Raw genomic sequence first — 14,492 nt, forward strand, 5'->3', positions numbered from 1 at the left:
ACGACCCCTACGACCCCAACGACCCCCGCCGGTCACCCTCGAGCACGAACTAGAAGCGGCTCTCCAGGCGCGCCGACACCCCGGCCTCCTGAAGGTCGAGCCGTTCGAGCATCGCGCGCGCCGCTTCGTCCTCGATGCGTCCCTCGTCGCGTTCGGCAATCAGCGCGGCGCGTTGCGTTCGAAGCACCTGCAGATAGAGCTCGCCGAACACCTCGGCGCGCAGGGTGTGGGTCGCGGGGTCGGGCAGCTCGTCGGCATCCTGCGAGTGCCGGGCAATCGTGCTGACGATCTCGGCGAGCACTCGCGGATCGAGTCCCTCGGGCGGGTTCTCCCGGAACTCGCCGAGAACCTCCTCGGCCGCCTCGTGCACCACGCGCTCGGCGATGAGCGTCTGTTCGCGCTCGTAGTCGGACGTCTCCGCCGAAAGCTTCAGCCGACTGATCAGCAGCGGCAACGTGCTGCCCTGGATCAGCAGGGTGCCGACGCTGACGACGAACGCAATGGCCTGGATGGTGGCACGCTCCGGGAACGGCTCCCCCGCGGCCGTCGTCACCGGGATGGCCGCCGCCGCGGCCAAGGTGACCACGCCACGCATCCCGGTCCACGACACCACCACGCTCTCTTGCCAACTCAGCGACCGACGGTCGATCACCGAACGCCACTTGCCCGGCGGCTTCGCACGACGGCGTGTCCCGAGGGCGCCGCGGCCGCCGGCGGGAGCGGGCACGCTGAGCCGGCTCTCGACGTGGCTCGACAGCTTGCTCCGGCCGAACATGACCAGCACCGACAACGGCCGGATCGCCATCACGATGACGAGCACGATCAGCGAGGCGATGGCCACCTCGCCCAGTGCCTCGTGCGCCTCGCGAAGGTCTTCGAGCACGAACCTCAAATGCAGTCCGATGTAGGCGAACACGAAGGCCTCGAGCAGCACGTCGACCGAGTTCCAGACGTAGCGTTCCTGCAGTCGGGTCTGATATCCGGCCCCGAGGGTTCCGTTGCCGACCACGAACCCGGCGACGACGACGGCCAGCACACCCGAGGCGTGCAACTCCTCGGCGGCGATGAACGCCGCGAACGGCACCACCAAGCCTTGGACCGTCTCCAAGCCCGGATTGGCCAGACGTTTGCGGATCCACAGCGTCACCAACCCGAGGGCGGCACCGACGACCGGTCCCAGCACCGCGCTGTAGCCGAAGAGCAGGAACGGGTTCTCGATGAAGGTGTGACTGCCCGCCACCTGGGCGACCGCGATGGTGAACAACGTCAACGCGGCGGCGTCGTTGATGAGGCTCTCGCCGGTGAGGATCGCCATTACCTTCTTCGGCAAGCCCAGCTTGCGGCCCACGGCAACCGCGGTGACGGCATCGGGCGGCGCGACGATCGCGCCGAGGATCAACGCCGTGCCAAACGTCAACGGCACCACCACGAGCCAGGCCGACACCGCCGCCACGGTGAACGCCGTCACCACGACCAGACCGACACCCAGACCGAGGATCGGCCGGATGTTGCGCAGGAACGTGGGGAACGAGAACGTCAGCGACGCGGAGTACAGCAGCGGCGGGAGCACCACCGTCAGCAAGATGTGCGAATCGAGTTCGGGCGCCTCGAAACCCGGGACGAACGACGCCGCGATGCCGATGACGACGATGATCAGCGCGGGCTCGAGCCCCCTGCGGTGGGCGATGGCGGTGACGACGATCGCGCCGACGACGACGAGGATGAGTTCCACCCGCCAATTGTCCCGTCAAACCGCCCGGGGTGCGCGGGTCGCGGAGCTACACCTGGCAGGTGGGGCACCAGAACAGGTTGCGCGCCTCCATGACCTCGGTGCGGATCGGCGTGCCGCACACCCGGCACGGCTGCCCCGTTCTGCGGTAGACGTAGCTGCGGGGCCGACCGCGCATGCCGGGCTCGCCCTTGTCGTCCTCGCGGCGCACGGTGACGATCTTGCCGCGGGTCACCCCGACCTTCATGAGGGCGACGAGGTCGGTCCACGCCGCGTCGAACTCGGCCTCGGTCATCTTGGTGCCGGGCCGGTGGGGCTCGATGCGGTGACGGAAGAGCAACTCGCTGCGGTAGACGTTGCCCACCCCGGCGATGACCTTCTGGTCCATCAGCAGCGCACCGATAGCCCTGCGCGACTTGCTGATTCGCGTCCAGGCTCGAGATGCGTCGGCATTGCGGCGCAGCGGGTCGGGGCCCAGCCGGTCGACGATGTCGTCGACCTCACCCTGGTGGATCACCTCGCAGACCGTGGGGCCGCGCAGGTCGGTGCCGTACTCCGTGCCGACCATCCGCATCCGCACCTGCCCGACCGGATCCGGCATCGGCACGGGGCGTTCGGTGAACTTGCCGTAGAGCCCGAGGTGGACGTGCACGACGGCGCCGCCCTCGTAGTGGTGGAAGAGATGCTTGCCCCACGCGTCAGCAGTGCGCAACACGCGCCCGCTGACCGCTTCGGCGGCGTCGGCGAAGCGGCCCTGCGGACTGGTCACGATCACGGGCTCGCGGCCGAAGCGCTTCTGGTGCAGGCGCGCCAGCCGATGGAGCGTGTGCCCCTCGGGCATGAGCTAGGCGCCCGGCACGGGTGGTGCGACGTGGGTCTCCTCGTACTCCGAGAGGATGTCGATGCGGCGTTGGTGGCGCGGCGCCTCGGACCACGCGGTGGTGAGGAAGGCGTCGACGAACGTCAACGCGTCCGCGACGGTGTGCATCCGGCCGCCGATGCTCATCACCTGGGCGTTGTTGTGCTGACGGGCCAGCGAGGCCGTCTCGACGCTCCACGCCAGGGCGCACCGGATGCCGGGGACCTTGTTCGCCGCCATCTGTTCTCCGTTGCCGGAACCGCCGATGACGATGCCGAGGCCGTCGGGGTCGGCGAGGGTCTTCTCGGCGGCCGCGATGCAGAACGCCGGGTAGTCGTCCTCGGCGTCGTAGGCGAAGGCACCGCAGTCGACCGGCTCGTGGCCGTGGGACTCGAGGTGCTCGACGATGGCCTGCTTGAGTTCGTATCCGGCGTGGTCAGAGCCGAGGTAGACGCGCATAAGCCGAAACCTTAACCGGCCCGTCCGTGTCGTCGCATCGCGCCTACCTGACTCTCAACCCGTCCAGCAGCACGGTCAGCAGGCGCGGGGTCCGCTCGTTCCATTCGTCGGCCTCGACGTGAGCCAGGAACCACGACAGCAGGATGACGTCGCGCGCGTCGACGTCGCTGCGAAGTACGCCACGTTCGCGGCCGGCGTCGAGCAGAGCGGTCAGCGCCTCGCCGAGCTTGCCGGTCGTCTGGGCCGAGATGTCCTGCCACACCAGCGCTTCCACGGCCGCGATCACACCCATCTTGACCTGGGCGTAGGCCGCGAGTTGGGCGAACCAGTGCTCGAGCGCCACGTCGGGCTCGTGATCGGCCAGCAGCGTGTGGGCGAGCGCGACCAGGTCGTCGATCTCGTGGTCGTAGAGGGCACGGATCAGCTCGTCACGGGTGGCGAAGTGGCGGTAGAGCGTCCCCTGCCCCACGCCGGCTCGACGTGCGACGGCGCTGAGTTTGAGCTCGCCGGGCCCGGCGACGAGTTCGCGGGCCGCCTCGATGATCGCCGCACGGTTGCGCGCCGCGTCGCTGCGTTCCGCCATCATCCCCCTTGCAAACGGACGAACTGTCCGTTTCAATGAAGCGGATACATCGTCCGCTTACCGGGGGAGGCTAACAATGGGCGCACTCGACGACAAGGTGGTCGCCATCACCGGCGCCAGCAGCGGGATCGGAGCCGCGACCGCGCGGCGGCTCGCTCGGGCCGGCGCCGCGGTGGTGCTCGGCGCCCGCCGCACCGAGCGGCTCGACGCCCTCGCGGCAGAGATCCGCGCCGCCGGGGGCCGAGCGATCGGCGTCGCCGTGGACGTCACCCGTGCCGAGGACCTGCACGAGCTGATCGCGACCGCGGTCTCCAGCTACGGCCGGCTCGACGTAGTGGTCGCCAGCGCCGGCATCGGGCCCATCTCCCCGATGAACGCGCGTCGCCGCACCGACTGGGACGCGATGATCGACGTCAACCTTCGCGGAGTCCTGCACGGCATCGACGCCGCCCTCCCGGTCTTCGAGCAGCAGGGCCGCGGTCACTTCGTCACCATCGTCTCCACCGCCGGTCTGAAGATCGTGCCGACGATGGCGGTGTACGCCGCGACCAAGAACGCCGTCCGCACCGTTCTGGAGGGGCTGCGTCAGGAGTCGACCGACGGAACGTTGAAGACCACGGCGATCTCGCCAGGCTACGTGCGAACCGAATTCGGTGACTCGGTCACCGATCCCACCATCCGTGCCGAGATCGGCCGCACCATGGCCGATTTCGCGCTCGACCCGGACGCCGTCGCCAGGGCCGTCGAGTTCGTCGTCGACCAACCGTGGGAGGTCGAGGTCGGCGAACTGTCGATCCGGCCCACCAGGCAGGGATGACTAGCCGACGGTGATGGCGTCGAGCCGTTCCTTGATGAAGTCCGCCGAGGTGACGGGCGCCAACCCCGAGACCCGGCCCATCGGCGGAGCCAACGGCGTGACCAGCGCGTCGTGATTGGCCTCGTAGAAGTAGATCAGCGAGACCAGGTCCTCCTCCGGCGCCTCGGGCTGCGGTGGCAGCACGCGATGCCGACCCGACGGCCAACGCCGACCGCTCCAGTACTCCAGCAGGTCGCCGATGTTGACCGTCAACGCGGCGGGGTCATACGGTGCGTCCTCCCACCCCTGCGCCTCCGAATACACCTGCAGCCCACCGGCTCCCGGCTCACGATCCAGCACGGTGACGGTGCCGAAGTCGGTGTGCGGGCCGATGCGGAACTGGCCGGGCTCGGGCTCCCCCACGACGCTCACCGGCGGGTAGTGGTTGATGTTCATCGTCCACGTCGGCCGATCCGACAGCCGAGCCCAGGGATTGGCGGGTAAGCCCAGCGCGTGGGCGAACAAGGCCAGCAGATCGTCGGAGAGTCGACGCAGCGCCGCGGTGTACTCGGTCACCAGCGCCTGCCAGCCGGGCGCCTCGTCGGGCCACACGTTGGGCGCAAACCAGATTCGGTCGACGTCCGGGTCACCGGTGGCCGTCTCGGCGCCTAGGCTGAAGCTCTCCTTCAAGTCGGGCGGTGTCTCGGTGCCCTCGGCGTAGCCGTTGGCCTCGGCGCCCGGGCCGATCCACCCGTGCCCGCCCACCGGCACGCTGTAGCGCTGCTTGACCTCGAGCGGCTGGGCGAAGAACCCTCGACTGGCCTTGCGCACCGCGGCCGCCAGATCGGGGTCGACGCCGTGCCCGGTGACCAGGATGAACCCCGCCTGCTGCAGGCTCGCGTCGACCTCCGCGGCGACCACGTCGGCCTCCGCACCGCCGGCGCGCCAGCGCGAGATGTCAACGGTGGCAACGACACTCACTTCTTCTCACCCATTCCCGTCATTCGCCGATGTCCTCCAGCCACAACTCCGGCCGCGCCGCGATGAAGTCGGTCATCATCCGAACGCACCGCTCGTCCTCGAGGACGGTCACCTCGACACCGTTCTCGGCGAGCCAGTCGTGGCCGCCGCTGAACGTCTTGGCCTCCCCGACGATGACCGCGCCGATGTTGAACTGCCGCACCAACCCACTGCAATACCAGCACGGCGAGAGCGTGGTGACCATGATCGTCGACCGGTAGTTGCGTTGGCGGCCCGCCGCCCGAAACGCGTCGGTCTCACCGTGCACCGACGGGTCGTCGTCCTGAACCCGCCGGTTGTGGCCGCTTCCGAGCAGCACGCCGTCGCGACTGAACAGCGCAGCTCCGATGGGAATGCCGCCCTCCGACAATCCCTTTCGGGCCTCCTCGACGGCGACGTCGAGCATGTCCTGCGGTGTCACGGCGTCACGCGCTCCGCGGCGATCTTGGAACGGCACACCATCAGATAGGCGCCGCCGGCGATCAGGAAGCCGACGAAGAACGTGACGTCACCCAGCTGGGGCACCGCCCGGGCGACGAACCCGGTGAACTTCACCTGGTTGGAGAACAGTAGAACCGACACGACGATGCCGACCGCGAACGACGCCAGCCCCGGCCAGTTGGCGTAGGACCGGTCGTACAGGTAGCCGGCGATCCTCTGGTCGCGGCGCAGGTACTGGTCGGCGAAGACCACCCCGAGCCACGGCCCGATCCAGTAGGCGATGATCAGGAGGAACGCCTCGTAGCTTTGCGCGGCGTCCGGCAGCGCCCACAACGCCACCAGGAAGCCCGCCACGCCGAAGAACACCGTGACCAAGGCTCGGGCGACGTGGGCCGGCAGCTTGATCCCGATCGTCACGAATGCCATTGCGCCGGAGTAGATGTTGATGGAGTTGGCCGCGATGGCCCCGATGGCGATGGCCAACAGCGTCGCCTTGGCGATCGGTGAGGACAGCTCGCCGGTGAAGGCCTCGGTGGGGTTCGACGACAGCGCGGGGCCGATCGTCACCGACGCGGCACCCACTACCTCGAGCGCCACGCAGGACAGGAACAGGCCCGCCGAGGCGAACAGTCCCGTGTGGGCGCGTGACACCGTCGAGGGCAGGTAGCGCGTGTAGTCCGCGGCATACGGCGTCCAGCCGGCCGCGTAGCCGAACGCGGTACCGACGGTGAGCAGGAACCCGCCGAGCCCGCCCACTCCGTCGGGCAGCGCCGCCGCGTCGAAGTGGGACTTGGTGAGGATGGCCACCGACGCAATCGCGAAGATGACGGCCAGTACCGGGAACGACCAGCGCTCGAAGGCCTGGACGAGGTTGTGTCCGAAGAACGCGAAGGCGGTCTGGATCACGACGATGATGACCAGCCCGAGCCAGGCGTCGATACCGAACAACGCCGCGAGGGCGTAGGCGCCGCTGACGCTGTTGGTGGCGAACCACCCGACACCGGCGGTGACCGACATCAGGACGGACGGCACCGCGTTGCCCTTGAAACCGAACGCCAATCGGCCGAGCACCATCTGCGGCACGCCGTGCAGGGGACCGCGCGCGGAGAGGAAGTAGTGCGCGAGCGCGCCGAGGCCGGTGCCGACGACGATGCCCGCGACCGCCTGCCAGAAGCTCATGCCGTAGACGGCCACGGCGAGCACGCCGACGAAGATCGTGGCGAACTCGAGGTTCGGCGAGGTCCAGGTCCAGAACAGCTGGCTCGGCTTGCCATGGCGGTCCGCCTCGGCGATGAATTCGTTGCCGCCGGGCTCGACCGCGGCGAGCTTGTTGCGGTACGAACCGTCGGTGGTGGGCTCGGCCGTCGTCATGAATGCACCGTCATGGGTACACCGTCGCTCCACGTGCCCGTTGCCGCAACTCGACGTGGGGTCGTCCGGACACCTACCGGCAACGAATCACTCCCATGACTTCACCGACGACGTCCCCGCCGACGACGCGCCTGCCCGCCGTCCGCGCCGCGATCACCGGAGTGATCGCCGTCGTCGCCGCACTCGGAGCGGGCCACCTCGTCGCGGGACTGCTGCTGACGCCGTCGGCGTCGCCCTTCTTCGCGGTTGGCAATTCCGCGGTCGACCGGACCCCGGCAGCGGTGAAGGACTTCGCCATCCGGAACTTCGGGACCAACGACAAGACCGCCTTGCTGATCGGGATGGCGGTGGTGCTGGTGCTCGTCGGCGCGCTCGCGGGGCTGGCCTCGCGGCGCAGCGCGGTCCCGGGACTGACCGTCGTGATCGCGCTCGGTGCCGTCGGCGCGCTCGCCGTCGGTGAGCAGTCGACTCAACCCCTGGGATATCTGGCGCCCGCCGCCGCGCTGATCGCCGGGGGCGGCGTGTTCTGGTGGTTGCACGGCCGGGCACGACCGGCGAACACCGACGCAGGACTTCCGGATCCGAAGGGGCGACGACGCTTCCTGCTGGGCTCGCTCGTCGCGGCGGTCGGCGCCGTCGTCGCAGGTGTCGGCGGTGTCTCGCTGGCGCGCCGGGTCGACGTCGCTGCCTCCCGCCAGCGGGTCGGAACACTCGTGCCGACGACACCCGCGCCGCCGATCCCCGCCGGTGCCGCGTTCCCCGAACTCGGCACCCCGACGTTCCTGACGCCGCCGGCCGACTTCTACCGGATCGACGTCAACCTCGAGGTCCCGCAATTACGCGCCGAGGACGCGACGCTGCGCATCACCGGGCTGGTCGACGAGCCGATGGAGTTCACCTTCGACGACATTCGCGCCATGCCGCTGGTCGAACAGACGATCACGATGACGTGCGTGTCCAACGAGGTGGGCGGGCCCTACGTCTCCACCGCGAACTTCATCGGGGTGCCCCTGATGGATCTGCTCGACCGGGCGGGCATCCAGAGCGGCGCCGAGCAGGTGGTCGGCCATTCCGTCGACGGCTTCACCCTGGGCACCCCGTTGGACATGCTGCGCGCGACCGGCAAGCAGGCGATGCTGGTGATCGGGGCCAATCGAGAGGCACTGCTGCCCGAGCACGGCTTCCCGATGCGCACCGTCGTCCCCGGTCTGTACGGCTACGTGTCGGCGACGAAGTGGCTCACCGAGCTCGAACTCGCCACCTACGACGTCATTCCGTACTGGGTCGAGCGCGGTTGGGACGGCCGGCCGCCCGGCGTCGTACCCATCAAGATCTCCTCCCGCATCGACGCGCCCAAGGCGTTCGCGCAAGTGTCCGGACCCGTCACCGTGGCCGGCACGGCATGGGCCCAGGGGCGCGGCATCAGCCGCGTCGAACTGCGATTCGACGACGGCCCGTGGCAGCCCGCGGAACTGTCCACCGAGGTCAACCTCAACACCTGGCGGATGTTCAAGCTGACGACGACCCTGGCTCCGGGCCAGCACACCGTCACCAGCCGAGCGTTCGACGGCGCCGGCGCGATGCAGGTTCAGGAGCGCCTGCGGCTGCTGAACCCCGGCCCGGTGCCCGACGGCTCGACCGGTTGGCAGTCGATGATCTTCACCGTCGCCTGAGGCGACGGCGGCTCAGTCGAACTCGGGCGACTCGTGCCGGGTGCGCTTGAGCTCGAAGAAGTGCGGATACCCGGCGAAGATCACCGACGCGTCCCACAGCTTTCCGGCCTCTTCGCCGCGCGGGATGCGCGAGAGCACCGGTCCGAAGAACGCGACCCCGTTGACGTGGATGGTGGGCGTGCCGACGTCGTCGCCGACCGCGTCCATGCCTTCGTGGTGGCTCTTGCGCAGCGCCTCGTCGAACTTGTCGCTGGTGGCCGCCTCGGCCAACTCGGCCGGAAGACCGACCTCGTCGAGGGATTCGGCGATGACCCGTTCGAAGTCCGGGTCGGTCTCGCGGTAGCCCTGGTCGTGGATCCTCGTACCCATCGCCGTGTACAGCGGGCTGAGGATCTCGTTGCCCTTGGCCTGCTCGGCGGCGATCGCCACGCGTACCGGACCCCAGGCCTTCTTCATCATCTCGCGGTACTCGTCGGGAAGATCGCGTCCCTCGTTGAGTACGGCGAGGCTCATCACGTGGAACTTCACGTCGATGTCGCGAACCTTCTGCACCTCGAGGATCCATCGAGAGGTGATCCAGCACCACGGGCACAGCGGGTCGAACCAGAAACCGGCAACATCCTTGTTGGCCATCGTCAAATCCTCTCGTCGGTCACACGCCTCGGGTGGGCAGAATTCCGTTCAGCACAACCCAGCATGCCCTGACCGTGTTCCCGGACTACGTCTAGGCTTGGCCGACGTGGCACTTCCCAACCTCACTCGCGACCAGGCGGCCGAGCGCGCAGCGCTCGTCGCAGTAGACGACTACCGGATCGCACTCGATCTGACCGAGGGCGGTGAGCGGACCTTCCGGTCCCAGACCACCGTGACGTTCGACGCCACCCCCGGCGCGGACACCGTCATCGACCTCGCCGCCGAGACCGTCCGCCGCGCGACGCTCAACGGCGTGGACGTCGACGTGTCGGGCTACGACGAGTCCACCGGCATCCCGCTGGTCGGCCTGGCCGAGCACAACGTCGTCGTGGTCGACGCCGACTGCCGCTACTCGAACACCGGCGAGGGTCTGCACCGTTTCGTGGACCCGGTCGACGACGAGGTGTACCTGTACTCGCAGTTCGAGACCGCCGACGCCAAGCGCATGTTCGCCTGCTTCGACCAGCCGGATCTGAAGGCCACCTTCGACGTCTCGGTCACCGCACCCGAGCACTGGCAGGTCATCTCCAACGGCGCCACGGTGTCGGTAGACAACGGAGTGCACACCTTCGCGACCACCCCGCGAATGAGCACCTACCTCGTCGCCCTGATCGCCGGTCCGTACGCCCGCTGGGACGACGTCTACTCCGACGAGCACGGCGAGATTCCGCTCGGCATCTTCTGCCGCGGTTCCCTGGCCGAGTACATGGACGCCGAGCGGCTGTTCACCGAGACCAAGCAGGGTTTCGGCTTCTATCACCAGAACTTCGGCGTGCCCTACGCATTCGGCAAGTACGACCAGCTGTTCGTCCCGGAGTTCAACGCCGGGGCCATGGAGAACGCCGGCGCGGTGACGTTCCTGGAAGACTACGTCTTTCGGTCCAAGGTGACGCGCTACAGCTATGAACGCCGCGCCGAGACGGTGCTGCACGAGATGGCGCACATGTGGTTCGGCGACCTGGTCACCATGCAGTGGTGGGACGACCTGTGGCTCAACGAGTCGTTCGCGACCTTCGCCTCGGTGCTGTGCCAAAGCGAGGCAACCGAATACACGGCCGCCTGGACCACCTTCGCCAACGTCGAGAAGTCGTGGGCCTACCGCCAGGACCAGTTGCCGTCGACGCACCCCGTCGCCGCCGACATCCCGGACCTGCACGCCGTGGAGGTCAACTTCGACGGCATCACCTACGCCAAGGGCGCCAGCGTCCTCAAACAACTCGTCGCCTACGTGGGCCTCGAGGCATTCCTGGCGGGCCTGCGCGACTACTTCCGCGACCACGCCTTCGCCAACGCGACCTTCGGCGATCTGCTTGGGGCACTGGAGAAGTCGTCCGGACGCGACCTGTCGCACTGGGGCCGCCAGTGGCTCAAGACCACCGGCCTGAACACGCTGCGGGCCGACTTCGACGTCGACGGCGACGGCGCGTTCACCCGCTTCGCGATCGACCAGAGCGGCGCAGCCCCCGGAGCGGGCGAGACCCGCGTGCACCGCCTGGCCGTCGGCATCTACGACGACGACGGGTCGGGCAAGTTGGTGCGCACCCACCGCGAGGAACTCGACGTCGAGGGCTCGAGCACCGACGTGCCCGCCCTGCGGGGCGTGTCGCGGGGCCAGCTGATCCTGGTCAACGACGACGACCTGACCTACTGCTCGCTGCGCCTGGATCCCGTGTCGCTGCAAACGGTGCTGACCCGCATCGCCGACATCGCCGACTCGCTGCCCCGCACCCTGGCGTGGTCGGCGGCCTGGGAGATGACGCGCGAGGCCGAACTGAAGGCCCGCGACTTCGTGGAGCTGGTCAAGGCCGGCGTGCACGCCGAGACCGAGGTCGGCGTCGCTCAGCGTCTCCTGCTGCAGGCGCAGACCGCCCTCAACGCCTACGCCGACCCGGACTGGGCGTGCTCGCAGGGCTGGCCCGCGTTCGCCGACCGTCTCCTGGAACTGGCCCGCGCGGCCGAGGCCGGCTCGGACTTCCAACTGGCCTACGTCAACGCGCTGTGCACTTCGGCGCTCTCGCTGCGGCACACGGCGGTCTTGGCGGCGCTGCTCGACACCGACCCCGCCGAGTTGGAGCTGCCGGGCCTGACCGTCGATGCCGACCTGCGGTGGCGCATCGTCACCGCGCTCGCGGCCGGTGGCGACGTCGACGAGAACGGCGTCGACACGCCGTTCATCGACGCCGAGGCGCAGCGCGACCGAACCGCCGCGGGCCGGCGCAACGCGGCGGCGGCATCGGCCGCCCGCCCACAGGCCGCGGTCAAGGAGGCGGCGTGGCAGCAGGTCATCGAGGACGACACGCTGGCCAACATCACCACGAGGGCGATCGTCACCGGGTTCGTGCAGCCCGGGCAGGCTGCGCTGCTGAAGCCGTTCGGCGAGAAGTACTTCGACGCGATCCTCGGCGTGTGGGAGCGCCGCTCCAGCGAGGTTGCCCAGACGGTCGTCATCGGCCTGTACCCGTCGTCGGACGTCAGCCAGGAGGGCCTGGACGCGGCGGACCGGTTCCTGGCCGGTGACGTGCCACCGGCGCTGCGCCGGTTGGTGATCGAGGGTCGCGCCGGCGTCGAGCGGGCACTCAAGGCGCGCGCGTTCGACGTGTCCTGACCGGGTCTGCCTCACCGATCTTCGGCGGTGGGTGCCCTACGCTCGCGCCATGGCCGCCACCAACAGTCGCCGTGCGCGCGCTGCCCGCAGGCGCAAGCGGCGGATGGACGGTGCGCAGAACGACCTGACCACCGAGGAGTGGACGGCGATCAGGGCGCTGTGGGGTGGGTGCGCCTACTGCGGGGCTGGTGACCGGCCGCTGCAGCGCGACTGCGTCATGGCCATCTCCCGCGGCGGGCGCTACACGTTGGACAACGTGGTGCCCGCCTGCGCGGCGTGCAACGCCAGCAAGTGCAACGACGAGGTGACCGCCTGGCTGCGCCGCAAACGGCTCGACGAACGCGCCTTCCTCGAACGGTACGTCGGGATCAGGGCTGAACTACTCAAGGCCGCAGCAAACAGCCTTTCGCCCGACGACGCGCCGAGCTAGGGCCGACACCCTCGGGCGAACGCATGGCCCACCAGCGTTCTGGTGAGCGCAACATCACACGTCAGAGCTTGATTTACGTGGATGTAACAAGGGACTATTGGGGAGTCTGCCAGCGGGACGACCCCCGTGTTGGCGACGCAACAGCAACCCCAGCCCTGTGATCCAGGGCACAATGAAGGAGTACCACCATGCCGTTCCCCCGCCTGCGCGCCGATCTGACGCGCACGATGAACCGTCGTCGCCTCTACGCCCGCATCAACGCGCTGCCCGATTCGACGGTGCGCGAGGAGCTGCTGGCCATCGCCCAGCGCCACGACGAGAACAACTGATCCAACGACGTCAAAGCCGGTGACCATGGAGGTCACCGGCTTCTTCGTCTCGAAAGGGGTGTCTAGCGGGGCGAGACGCCGGCGCTGAGCACGCGCACCGCGCTGATCAGCCCGTCGACGAGGTTGCCCTCCCGGAACGACGCGGCAGCCGCCGAGACGCCGAGCGGAGCAGCCTCCTCGATGCCGCGGCCCTTCACCTCGGACCCGTAGACCACTTCGATGGCCTTCTGGTTCGGGGACACGGCCAGCAGCACCGCATTGTTCGGCGTGGGTACCTTGGCCAGGATCTCGCGCGCCGTGGCCGCGGTGTCGTCGCCGAGGCCGCCCACGTAGACGGCGAAGCGAGCCTTGGCCGCCCGCGATCCGTACTTCAGGGCGTCGTCGAGCACGACGAGATCCTTGACGGGGAACGGGTAGTGCACCGACAGCTCTCCGGGCTCGGTGACACCCGAGACGCGTCCGCTGGCGGTGTAGACGTAGCCGTAGGGCAGCGCCTCCGAGCTGGTCTTGGCCAACTCGGTCGAATGATCGCTACCACTTGCCACTTGCGCCACCTCCCACCGTCAGATGCGATCCGTGTCCGTGATCGGCCGGTTCGTCGGCTGCCCAGAGGATCGGATCGTGGGTCCACTCGTCGGTCAACTGATACGTCGCTGGGTGCGGACCCTTGCGCCGGAAGATCACGGCGGCAAGAACCAGGGCCAGAAGGATCGGGACCCCGCCGAGCAGCGAGTGCGTAAGTGCTGTGCTCACATCGCAAACCGTATCTCAATACCCGCCGAGGGTGACCACTCAGGCCGCTCCCTCGCCCAGGTATCGCACCCACGCCGGATCGAGCTCCTTGATCGAGGACAACAGGCGCCAGTGCTGCCCCTTGGGCGGAAGAGGTGTCGAACGCAGCGCCCAACCCAGCTCGGAGAGCAACCGGTCGGCCTTGCGGTGGTTGCACCCCGCGCACGCCGCCACGCAGTTCTCCCACGAGTGCGCACCACCGCGACTGCGCGGAACCACGTGGTCGACGGTGTCGGCCTTGGAGCCGCAGTACGCGCACCGGAACCGATCACGGTGCATGAGAGCCGCCCTGGTCATCGGTACGCGGGCCCGGTACGGAACCCGGACGAAGGAACGCAGTCGAATCACCGAGGGCACCGTGATCGCCCGGGTCGCGGAGTGGATGACCGGGCCACCGGGGTCGGCGTGGACCACGTCGGCCTTGCCACACAACAGCATGACCACCGCACGCCGGGCGGGCAGCGCCGCCAGCGGCTCATAGGTGGAATTGAGCAGGAGCACCCTGCGACGGCCCCAGACACCGCCTTCGGCGCCGGGAGGACGGTCCTCGACTCCGGGAAGGGGCAGGGTCTGCGCAGCAAGCACCGATACGCCAGGTGAACTCGCCGCGGTCAGATGTCCGCGGCTCTTCCTTCGCTGCGACATGGATCCTCCGAGTGATAGTGCACCACGGATCGCCGCCAATCGCACGGCAATTTGGGCGGTGTTCGCA

At 68.7% G+C, this 14,492-nt stretch carries 16 protein-coding genes; 5 read left to right on the forward strand and 11 right to left on the reverse strand.

Features of this window, described 5'->3' with window-relative positions:
* Window positions 1-49: 49 nt before the first annotated feature.
* Genes ABZ195_RS11375 through ABZ195_RS11390 form a run of 4 tightly spaced genes read right to left on the reverse strand, consistent with a single transcriptional unit; the run spans window position 50 to window position 3,630 of the window.
* Window positions 50-1,732 carry a sodium:proton antiporter gene (locus ABZ195_RS11375; protein WP_355217635.1) on the reverse strand — a complete coding sequence of 561 codons (1,683 nt, stop codon included), beginning with the start codon at window positions 1,730-1,732 and terminating at the stop codon, window positions 50-52.
* A gap of 46 nt (window positions 1,733-1,778) precedes the next feature.
* Window positions 1,779-2,570, reverse strand: a complete 792-nt coding sequence (locus ABZ195_RS11380) for a zinc finger domain-containing protein (RefSeq protein WP_355217637.1) — start codon at window positions 2,568-2,570, stop codon at window positions 1,779-1,781.
* 3 nt (window positions 2,571-2,573) lie between these two features.
* Entirely contained in the window at window positions 2,574-3,047 is a 474-nt protein-coding gene (locus ABZ195_RS11385) for a ribose-5-phosphate isomerase (RefSeq protein ID WP_355217639.1), read from the reverse strand.
* Window positions 3,048-3,090: 43 nt separating this feature from the next.
* Window positions 3,091-3,630 carry a helix-turn-helix domain-containing protein gene (locus ABZ195_RS11390; protein ID WP_355217640.1) on the reverse strand — a complete coding sequence of 180 codons (540 nt, stop codon included), beginning with the start codon at window positions 3,628-3,630 and terminating at the stop codon, window positions 3,091-3,093.
* Between the two features lie 76 nt (window positions 3,631-3,706).
* Between ABZ195_RS11390 and ABZ195_RS11395 the strand changes: the two genes are divergently transcribed.
* A complete protein-coding gene (locus ABZ195_RS11395) occupies window positions 3,707-4,447 on the forward strand; it encodes an SDR family oxidoreductase (RefSeq protein ID WP_355217642.1) in 741 nt (246 codons plus the stop codon).
* Here ABZ195_RS11395 and ABZ195_RS11400 read toward each other — a convergent pair whose 3' ends face one another.
* The 3 genes from ABZ195_RS11400 to ABZ195_RS11410 are packed head-to-tail and all read right to left on the reverse strand — an operon-like array spanning window position 4,448 to window position 7,258.
* Window positions 4,448-5,407: a 2-oxoglutarate and iron-dependent oxygenase domain-containing protein gene (locus ABZ195_RS11400; protein ID WP_355217644.1), complete on the reverse strand. Its 960-nt coding sequence runs from the start codon at window positions 5,405-5,407 to the stop codon at window positions 4,448-4,450.
* Window positions 5,408-5,426: 19 nt separating this feature from the next.
* Entirely contained in the window at window positions 5,427-5,867 is a 441-nt protein-coding gene (locus tag ABZ195_RS11405; protein WP_355217645.1) for a nucleoside deaminase, read from the reverse strand.
* Window positions 5,864-7,258, reverse strand: a complete 1,395-nt coding sequence (locus ABZ195_RS11410) for a cytosine permease (protein ID WP_355217647.1) — start codon at window positions 7,256-7,258, stop codon at window positions 5,864-5,866. Before ABZ195_RS11410 ends, ABZ195_RS11405 begins: the two co-directional genes overlap by 4 nt.
* Window positions 7,259-7,353: 95 nt before the next feature.
* On the opposite strand from ABZ195_RS11410, the gene ABZ195_RS11415 reads away from it, so the two are divergent.
* Window positions 7,354-8,931, forward strand: a complete 1,578-nt coding sequence (locus tag ABZ195_RS11415) for a molybdopterin-dependent oxidoreductase (RefSeq protein ID WP_355217649.1) — start codon at window positions 7,354-7,356, stop codon at window positions 8,929-8,931.
* A 12-nt stretch (window positions 8,932-8,943) separates the two neighbouring features.
* Here the strand turns inward: ABZ195_RS11415 and ABZ195_RS11420 are convergent, their stop codons facing one another.
* Window positions 8,944-9,564, reverse strand: a complete 621-nt coding sequence (locus ABZ195_RS11420) for a DsbA family protein (RefSeq protein WP_355217651.1) — start codon at window positions 9,562-9,564, stop codon at window positions 8,944-8,946.
* Window positions 9,565-9,670: 106 nt separating this feature from the next.
* Here ABZ195_RS11420 and pepN point away from each other — a divergent pair, with 106 nt between their 5' ends.
* The 3 genes from pepN to ABZ195_RS11435 all read left to right on the forward strand — a co-directional run bounded on the left by pepN (window position 9,671) and on the right by ABZ195_RS11435 (window position 12,988).
* Window positions 9,671-12,229, forward strand: coding sequence for an aminopeptidase N (gene pepN / locus ABZ195_RS11425; protein ID WP_355217653.1), 2,559 nt, complete (start codon window positions 9,671-9,673; stop codon window positions 12,227-12,229).
* Window positions 12,230-12,278: 49 nt separating this feature from the next.
* Window positions 12,279-12,659 (forward strand): HNH endonuclease signature motif containing protein, encoded by a 381-nt coding sequence (locus ABZ195_RS11430; protein ID WP_355217655.1) that lies wholly within the window; start codon window positions 12,279-12,281, stop codon window positions 12,657-12,659.
* 188 nt (window positions 12,660-12,847) lie between these two features.
* Entirely contained in the window at window positions 12,848-12,988 is a 141-nt protein-coding gene (locus ABZ195_RS11435) for a hypothetical protein (RefSeq protein WP_173008506.1), read from the forward strand.
* Window positions 12,989-13,050: 62 nt separating this feature from the next.
* Here ABZ195_RS11435 and ABZ195_RS11440 read toward each other — a convergent pair whose 3' ends face one another.
* The 3 genes from ABZ195_RS11440 to ABZ195_RS11450 are packed head-to-tail and all read right to left on the reverse strand — an operon-like array spanning window position 13,051 to window position 14,425.
* Window positions 13,051-13,503 carry a DUF5130 domain-containing protein gene (locus ABZ195_RS11440; protein WP_355217881.1) on the reverse strand — a complete coding sequence of 151 codons (453 nt, stop codon included), beginning with the start codon at window positions 13,501-13,503 and terminating at the stop codon, window positions 13,051-13,053.
* A gap of 16 nt (window positions 13,504-13,519) precedes the next feature.
* Window positions 13,520-13,741, reverse strand: a complete 222-nt coding sequence (locus ABZ195_RS11445) for a hypothetical protein (RefSeq protein ID WP_355217657.1) — start codon at window positions 13,739-13,741, stop codon at window positions 13,520-13,522.
* 39 nt (window positions 13,742-13,780) lie between these two features.
* Window positions 13,781-14,425: an HNH endonuclease gene (locus ABZ195_RS11450; protein ID WP_355217659.1), complete on the reverse strand. Its 645-nt coding sequence runs from the start codon at window positions 14,423-14,425 to the stop codon at window positions 13,781-13,783.
* Between the last annotated feature and the right edge of the window lie 67 nt (window positions 14,426-14,492).

It is taken from the genome of Mycobacterium sp. NPDC006124, from assembly GCF_040614235.1.
Lineage (GTDB): Bacteria > Actinomycetota > Actinomycetes > Mycobacteriales > Mycobacteriaceae > Mycobacterium.

What these genes read in the sequence shown, in the direction of transcription:
- ABZ195_RS11380 (WP_355217637.1), bottom strand. Translation starts at nt 2,570, where the DNA reads ATGCCCGAGGGGCACACGCTCCATCGGCTGGCGCGCCTGCACCAGAAG.
- ABZ195_RS11385 (WP_355217639.1), bottom strand. Translation starts at nt 3,047, where the DNA reads ATGCGCGTCTACCTCGGCTCTGACCACGCCGGATACGAACTCAAGCAG.
- ABZ195_RS11390 (WP_355217640.1), bottom strand. Translation starts at nt 3,630, where the DNA reads ATGGCGGAACGCAGCGACGCGGCGCGCAACCGTGCGGCGATCATCGAG.
- ABZ195_RS11395 (WP_355217642.1), top strand. Translation starts at nt 3,707, where the DNA reads ATGGGCGCACTCGACGACAAGGTGGTCGCCATCACCGGCGCCAGCAGC.
- ABZ195_RS11410 (WP_355217647.1), bottom strand. Translation starts at nt 7,258, where the DNA reads ATGACGACGGCCGAGCCCACCACCGACGGTTCGTACCGCAACAAGCTC.
- ABZ195_RS11415 (WP_355217649.1), top strand. Translation starts at nt 7,354, where the DNA reads ATGACTTCACCGACGACGTCCCCGCCGACGACGCGCCTGCCCGCCGTC.
- ABZ195_RS11420 (WP_355217651.1), bottom strand. Translation starts at nt 9,564, where the DNA reads ATGGCCAACAAGGATGTTGCCGGTTTCTGGTTCGACCCGCTGTGCCCG.
- ABZ195_RS11430 (WP_355217655.1), top strand. Translation starts at nt 12,279, where the DNA reads ATGGCCGCCACCAACAGTCGCCGTGCGCGCGCTGCCCGCAGGCGCAAG.
- ABZ195_RS11435 (WP_173008506.1), top strand. Translation starts at nt 12,848, where the DNA reads ATGCCGTTCCCCCGCCTGCGCGCCGATCTGACGCGCACGATGAACCGT.
- ABZ195_RS11450 (WP_355217659.1), bottom strand. Translation starts at nt 14,425, where the DNA reads ATGTCGCAGCGAAGGAAGAGCCGCGGACATCTGACCGCGGCGAGTTCA.